Source organism: Candidatus Bathyarchaeia archaeon (assembly GCA_038882715.1).
In the GTDB taxonomy this organism is placed as follows: Archaea; Thermoproteota; Bathyarchaeia; order Bathyarchaeales; family DTEX01; genus DTEX01.
This window is the reverse complement of sequence record JAVZNR010000008.1, coordinates 94,523-102,105: the sequence shown is the minus strand read 5'-3', so window position 1 is coordinate 102,105 and position 7,583 is coordinate 94,523. Positions and strand designations below refer to the sequence as shown.

At 46.6% G+C, this 7,583-nt stretch carries 5 protein-coding genes; 4 read left to right on the top strand and 1 reads right to left on the bottom strand.

Features of this window, described 5'->3' with window-relative positions:
* Positions 1 to 156: 156 nt before the first annotated feature.
* From QXR61_06485 to QXR61_06470, 4 genes are all read left to right on the top strand, one after another.
* Entirely contained in the window at positions 157 to 687 is a 531-nt protein-coding gene (locus QXR61_06485; GenBank protein ID MEM3757590.1) for a hypothetical protein, read from the top strand.
* Positions 688 to 753: 66 nt separating this feature from the next.
* Positions 754 to 4,605, top strand: a complete 3,852-nt coding sequence (locus QXR61_06480; protein MEM3757589.1) for a LamG domain-containing protein — start codon at positions 754 to 756, stop codon at positions 4,603 to 4,605.
* A 66-nt stretch (positions 4,606 to 4,671) separates the two neighbouring features.
* On the top strand, positions 4,672 to 5,367 hold the full coding sequence (locus tag QXR61_06475) for a hypothetical protein (protein MEM3757588.1): 696 nt from the start codon (positions 4,672 to 4,674) through the stop codon (positions 5,365 to 5,367).
* Entirely contained in the window at positions 5,364 to 6,275 is a 912-nt protein-coding gene (locus tag QXR61_06470) for a hypothetical protein (protein MEM3757587.1), read from the top strand. The genes QXR61_06475 and QXR61_06470 overlap by 4 nt, the downstream gene beginning before the upstream one ends.
* A gap of 197 nt (positions 6,276 to 6,472) precedes the next feature.
* On the opposite strand, the gene QXR61_06465 is transcribed toward QXR61_06470, so the two are convergent.
* A complete protein-coding gene (locus QXR61_06465) occupies positions 6,473 to 7,525 on the bottom strand; it encodes a uroporphyrinogen decarboxylase family protein (GenBank protein MEM3757586.1) in 1,053 nt (350 codons plus the stop codon).
* Positions 7,526 to 7,583 lie beyond the last annotated feature (58 nt).

The window sequence follows — 7,583 nt, the reverse complement described above, 5'->3', positions numbered from 1 at the left end:
TTAGTATGGTGACCTGAAATTTGTATTTGACCTCGCTCGCTCTCAAGATTTCTCTCTTTGAAACCCTTGAAAATATAGGAGCAATATGTTAAAAGTTGAGCAAAGGAAAAACATAAATTCTTGAAAAAAGGAAAACATGTTGGATATTGAAGGGGAATGGTTCTGTCGTTTGAAGAGTCCAGGATAAAGATGCGTGTTTTATATAGGGTGATTGGCCTAGTTCATGTTCTGCTGGGCTTCCTCCTCGCCCTCGGCTTTATCGGTTCAGTTCAATCTTTCACCGAGTGGACTAGCATGGCTTGGGATTTAAGGCTCTTCTTCTATATCAGCTCCCTCACCTCAGCACTTTTATTCGCATTGCTTCAGTTTTTGGTTCATGATGCTAATGTTAGGAGGCTTTGGGTGAGGCGCCTTCTACTGGGCGCTCATTTTCCACTCGGCCTATACCTCTTCCCCTACCTCATCCTTACAATCCTTGCACGCTATCCGCCCAATACCCTCGCCATAATCTTCCTAGCGTTTATCGTAATCGTCCAGATACTTGACAGAAAATTGGAGAGTATAATAGGTAGAATAATAATGCTGCTCTTAGGCATGGCAGCCTCATTCATCATACTCATCATAATAGCGATTGGAATCCTAATAGAAATTGCCAGCCACACCATCCTCACCCTATTTTTCCATTGATGGTGGCATATTATAGCGAGGGTATTTAGGCTTATAACTCTGATAGCCTTACTCTTTGTTTTGGTATTGCCTGCTCTCCCATTAATTGTTTCAGCTGTTACTGAGGAGAGCATCTATTATCCTGCGGCTGCGAATGTTTTGGAGGGAAGCTACGGCGGGGGCGGATTGCTTAATCTGCGCAGTGTCAACGGCGAATACTATAGTGTGGTGTCTGGCAGTGTCCATTGGACTGCTACGGCTTATCATCCAATCACCTATTCTCTGCTTGGCGGCACGCTGCATATTTCAGGCTTCCCATCCGATACCGCGTCAGATGACAATAGATATCTCGTCTCAATAGCTGCCAAAAGTCTGATCCCGAAGCAATATTATGCGAGCGCATATAATCTGCTCGGCGGAACAAGCCTTGTTAGCGGCGGGATCCACAACACAACCTCAGACGACGGCTCATACATGATTGTCAGAAGCTATGGCACTCAAACGGCGCTAAGCACCTATTATACTTCAGCCATTCGGCTTCTAGGCTCCACTGGAACCGTCGGCGACACCGCTGAGCTGAGGAACGATGCATCATGGAGTTCAACCGCAAAGTCCGGCTCGTCAATCTACTTTGACGGCGACGATTATCTAGCAGTTCCCAGCTCCAGCACATTCAGAAGCCCGCGCATCACATTTGCAGCGTGGATCCGCACTGCTGGAAAGACCGGACAGCAGCACATCATAGACTGCCGAGACGCATATGGCGGATGGAATCTACGGTTAGACGGCTCATCATACCCGCTTGACCTCATCTGGATAGTCAAGGACAGCAACGGCGTCGAGCACGGCGAATATATCCCCGGAGTAATACATAACAACACATGGTATTATGTTGCCGGAACCTATGACGGAGCCTACAAGAAGATTTACCTCAACGGCCAGCAGATTGGAAGCTGGTATCTGGGTTCACTAGACACTACGCAGACATACTGCGAGGTTCATATAGGCGCTTTTGCCGGCGGAAGCGGCTACGGCTTTAAGGGCTGGATCGATGAGGTTGTGATTTACAGCGAAGCATTAGATTCAAGCGCGCTCCAGTCGAACATGAACGGTAACATCGTCTACAGCAACCTTAAGGCCTACTGGACGTTCGACGAGAACTCTGGCGGAAAAGCCTACAGCTGGCACCTAAAGAATAGAATAAACGATGATGACTCACAATACATGCTCTTCTCAAGCTACTCAACCATCCGAGCAACATCAGAGAACACTGGAACCATAATGGGCAGCGTAACCTGGACTAACGGAATGCATTCAGGCGGCCTATACCTCAGCGGGTTAAGCAGCATGATTGAGGTGCCGAATCACGCAAGCCTAAACCCGCAGCAGATAACCGTGGCATTATGGTTTAAGCCTATGGGGAAGACAGGCGAGCAGCACCTCGTTGACAAGAGAGGCTCCATTGGAGGATTCGACCTCCGCATAGACGGATCCACATACCCCCTAGACATCATCTGGATTCTCAGAAACGGGACAGATGAGGTGGGCAGGGCGCTCTTCGGCAGAATATACAATAACACATGGACGTTCATAGCTGCAACATACGACGGACAATACATGAGAATATACAATAACACCGGTTTAATAGGGGAATGGAACATTGGATACGTAGATATAACAGGCTCAACAAGCCCGCTGCACATAGGCTCATTCGCCTACGGAAACGGCTACAACTTCAAGGGAGTCGTAGATAACGTGGCGATTTATTCGAGGGCATTAAGCTGGACGGAGCTAGCCAGCCTAAGAGATAATAATCCACCCTCAAGCGGCTTAATAGCCCTATGGAGACTCGATGAGATGCAAGGCTCCTACGCGCACAGCGAATGCGAAGCCTACGTTTCCGAGGTTGAGTTCTCAGGATCATCCAACACCTACGTATGGGAGAAGCTAACCTTTAGGGTTGATTCAGCATGGGTTCCCACCTCAGTAAACGTTACAATCCAAGCATACAACTACACAGACGGGAAGTATCCTACAAGCGGCATAGGCTACCTATCCTATGTGGGTGGCGAGGCGGAGGAGAAGAGCCTAATTATCCAGCAGAACCCCATGCACTTTAGAAGCGAAAACGGAGAATGGAAGATTAAGATCACAGGTTGGAAGCTCCGCGAACCCTTCACATTTAAGCTTGACATGCTTAAGTGTGAGACATCATATTACACTAAGTTTGCTGCCGAGGTTGAGTTCACCGGCGAAGGCGACAGCTACTACTGGGATTACCTGAACGCCACATTCAACCTCGCATGGGATGCTGGCGAAGTATCGGTTCAACTATATTTGTGGAATTACTCGGCTTCAGCATACCAGCTACTTGCCTCGGCGGTTTCGGATGAAACCCCAAACGTTGACATATCCATGCCCGCATCATGGGGGATCTCAGTCTACGCTCTTGCCGAATACGCTCAGGCCACAGGCGACCAGGCGGTCATGGAATACGCAAAGAAGCTATGGAACTACTACTATGAGGATGTTAAGGAGAGAATATTCAGCGTCTACTTCCGCTCACTCTACCCACATGCGCTCGCAGGCCTAATTCTCGATCCAAAGAATTCAACCTACCTAGATTGGGCAAGAAACGTTTCAGACGCAATCATGAACCTATGGCAGAACATGAATTCTTCAAGCCCAGCATACGGCAGCCTAGTCAACAAGAATTATAAGCAGGCTTTGGAGGAGCACGGCTGGGCCTATGCCCTCCTCACAGCCATGCATAAAGCTACGGGCGAGAGCATCTACAGGGAGAGGGCGAATCTAATTAAAAACTCCATTAAATACTCGAATGAATGGAGCAATCTGAAAGTCTACCTCCTAGACTACGATGGGAAACCATATGTTGAAGCAGCTGGGAACCCGCTTCACCTCTTCAGGGCAACCGAAATGATGTACGCCCTAGCGATAAGCGGAGCCCTATACAATGATCCATTAATGCTGACAGCCGTATCCATGATATGGAGGTTCACTAGGGAGACGCCGCGCGGCCTCTCAATAAGCCTAGACCCGCCTCCAGAATCTAATACTGAAACCCAGCCTATGAGCGCCGCAGCCTTCGGCGTTTGGAAGGCGCTTATGCAGCGCGCCGCGAGGGGAGCGTATATCCAATATTCCAATTCGCCCATCCAGTCTCTACGGTGGGTTGAGGGCGACAGCTGGCAGCTTGAAATAACAGTTAATAATGCGCCTGGCTTCCACACCTCCATTAAGGTTTACACCGGGATGCTCGGTAAGCCTAGAGAAGTGAGGGCTAATGGAAGCCTACTATTGGAGGGTGATGCCTGGACATTCAATCATGAAACTGGAATACTGGAGATTAAGGTTGTTCACCGGAGCAGCGTGCAGGTCAGCATCATATGGGAGAAGCCTGCAACACCAAGCCCGCAGCCGCAATTCCACTTTAAAGCATATCCGGTTGATTTAGGCAGGGTGACCGCTGGCTCAACAGTTAAGCTAACAATTACGGTGGAATATTCGAGCCTCAGCATAACAGTAAACCATGTGGAGTTTGGCAGCGAGTGGCTTAGCCTAGAGACGCTTCTACCCAAAACCTTCATGCGGAGACTAGGAAGCATCATCGACAACGCTACAATAGAAGCTCAGCTCACAATCCCATCAAACGCAACAGCAGGCAAATACACCATACCATTCACCATACACGCCACAAGCCCAGAGGGAGAAACAGCCCAAGCCGGAGCCAACATAACATTCACCATAAGCGAATCAGAAACAGGCGGAATAATTGGAGAAATCTCCAACCTAATCAAAAGAATCAGCGAAGCTGCCGCTGAGGCTGCAAGACGCCTGCTTGGAAACCCAATAGCGCTCATAATATTCATCATATGCGTAGCATGGCTAAGCTACTATGCGCTAAGGAGAAGAGTATAATGTTTAAGCATCGGTAAGGAAGATTCATATAACAGTGAGCGATGATATTAGTTGGGGATTAAGGAGATGAAGCTGAAGTTATTGTTGTCAGCTGTCTTCATGGCTGTAGCTATTTCTGCCGCTGTCTTCCTCTCCCTAGTAGCTCCCTTCATGGCTGAAGGTGCGGCTGAGAAGGTTGGAGGGGAAAGGGAGTCTGCTATTGTGCTGCCTGGATCGATAGAGGTCAAATACGTACTCTTTCTTACGCCTCTAGAGATATGTAATCCCGAGATTGCTACAAAGTATGGTGTTAAAGGCTATTTAGAGATTAAATTTGATAGGGAAAAGTATACTGGTAAAGTTTCTGAAATTGATGAGGCGTCGCGTCTTCTTATAGGCGTTAAGAGGGGTGGTGAAACAAGGATACCGCTGATTCTACGCTTTGTTTCCTACTTTGAGAATATCACTGAGATTGAAGTCGTCTTGGATTCGGCTCCAATGCTCTGGATGGGCAGGAAATCGGGATCGGCTATAGGGGTAACGCTACCTAATGGAACCGTAATCTTCATCAATAAGTATGTTAGGTACGAGCCCTCAGGCATCATTAAAGTGAAGCATAACCAGCCAGTAGAGGTAGTGATGATCGTGAGCATACCGGAAGACTTCCCATTAACAAAGTTTCCTCTGGGCGCCGTTGGGATCGCTATAAAGGATCCTTTAGCCCAGAACCCGTTAAGCTACTTTATAATTGATATGGTTGCTTTGGAGGCCGTAACAATATGATTGTGAAAAGAGGGAGGGAGAATTTTAACCTCATAAACTCCGGTATAATCGCCCTCCTAACATTCATAATGCTATCCACCATATTAGTGCGGCCAGCTTCAGCGCAACAACAGCCTTATGTTGGAGGATACTTAAGTGGTAGCGTGAGAACTACTAACCGAGCTTTATTCTCCTTCCGTTACTCAGCGCCCGCCAGCTTACTTCCATCCAGCGCATGGTTAGGCTCAGTTCTCAGCGTAGCTGGCGTCTCTAGTGGAACAACGCCGAGCGGATGGATTTATCAAAACGGCGCAGCACTCTTTAAGAATAATAGTGTTACATGGGCGCCTCAAACATATTTCGGCAGTCAGCTCATATATTATTATCTAGCGCCTAATGTTGGGAGCGGTAATTCCATAGTATTCTTTGGGAGAGTGGATTACCTCAGCGACTCTTACGTTATACTTTATAGGCTTTACGCATACAACTCATGGGCTCAATATGATAATGATGCCCCCACAATCTACGCATGTTGGCATGAAGCTTGGGATAGCGGTTTCCTAGTGGGGTCGAGGTCGGTGTCGCTTGGACAAAGAGTGTGTCATGTTAGGCATTTTCAGTTTGGTGTGGAAAGCAATCAAGCCATTACAGGGTTAGACTGGCGGGTAACTATCTCAAACACAGCCTACTATTATGATAACCAATGGCGCTATCTTCCAGGCTACTCACTCCGAGGAGACACGGCAGTAATCACTTGGATAGAAAACACACTGTTCGGCGTTGGCGGTCTTTCCTATCCAGGCGTTAATAAAGAATACACTTCTAGCTACAGTGTTACATGGAGATGGATAGGCACAACCATAGGCGACAACGTATTGCTGTGGAGTGACGAGGGAACAATAAGTAACTCAAGAAAACCATTCCAGTAAATACTTCATCCAATTCTACTTCCCCAATAAGAAAAAATATTCCCCAGCGCTGATATGATTGTTGATACTTAAGTATCACGCGGATGCTCTGTCCTTTAACTTTCTATTAAAGTCACGGCGGCGGCCTCCATAAGCTATCTTCTATGCGTTTAGACTTGAAAATATTTAGATGAATGTTTGGTTAGGTTTAACGGTTATTACGCCCTTATAGGGTATTTCCCATATTTTTCCGCCGCTTTATACATTACTAGAGCATTTTCAGGCGGCACGTATCTTGTTAACACGTTCGTTGTACTAAGTATGTAGCCCCCTCCCGGAGCCACGTTTCTTATAAGTCTTTTTACTTCATCTTCAACTTCTTTAGGCGTCCCTAACGGTAACAAATAATCTAAATCTAAGTTGCCCATTAAACATATTTTGTCGCCCCATTCTCTCTTGATGGATATTATGTCTACGCCCGCATTTGGCTGTAAACTTTGAATCCCATCAAAACCGGATTTAATGACGTACCCTATTAGAGGGGTTACGTTTCCATCGCAGTGAAAGACTGCTGGTAAACCTAAACTATGTATTAAGTCGACTTCTTGAGCTATGTAGGGGAAGACGAATTCTTCAAGATGCTTTATCGATATGAATGGACCTTTATCATAAGCTAGGTCGTCGCCCACAAGTATCACGTGCGCTCCAGCTTCGGCAAATAGCTTTATGCTTTCTAGCTCAAATCTGTGAACTTCCTCAATAACCTTCTTGAGCAGATGCGGATATTGATAAAGCGCCTTTATGTAGCCGGTTAAACCCATTAAAGGATACACTGAATCAAATGCTCCACCGACCTGCGCAAAGACGCAGAGATCAGTCTCTCTAGACCATTTCTCAACGCTGCCAGCATTATATAGCGAGATAGGCGGCATCCTAAAATCCCTAAAATCTTCTGGTTCGCTTAATGCGTACTTTAAGTACGCTTTGGTTTTTCCGCTTTCAACCCACTCGTTACCAAAATAATCCCTGTATATGGGATAGCCCTCTCTTGTTCTACCAACTACTTCAGTCTTGGGACCGCCATCGAGACCGATATTCACTAGGTCCATGTTTAATAATTTTCTAACTTTAACATGGGCTTTAAACCAATCTGTTATTGTTTCGCCTAATAAAGCAGATACGAGTTCATCATGTATTTGAAGCTCTCCCTTCGGCACTTTATCCGGCTCTTCGATATCTAGAGCCCTATAAACTCTTTCAATCTTATCCATTTTGCTCTCTCCGGATTCTTCAAGGTTTTAAGGATATTTGATGCTATATTCTTATTAA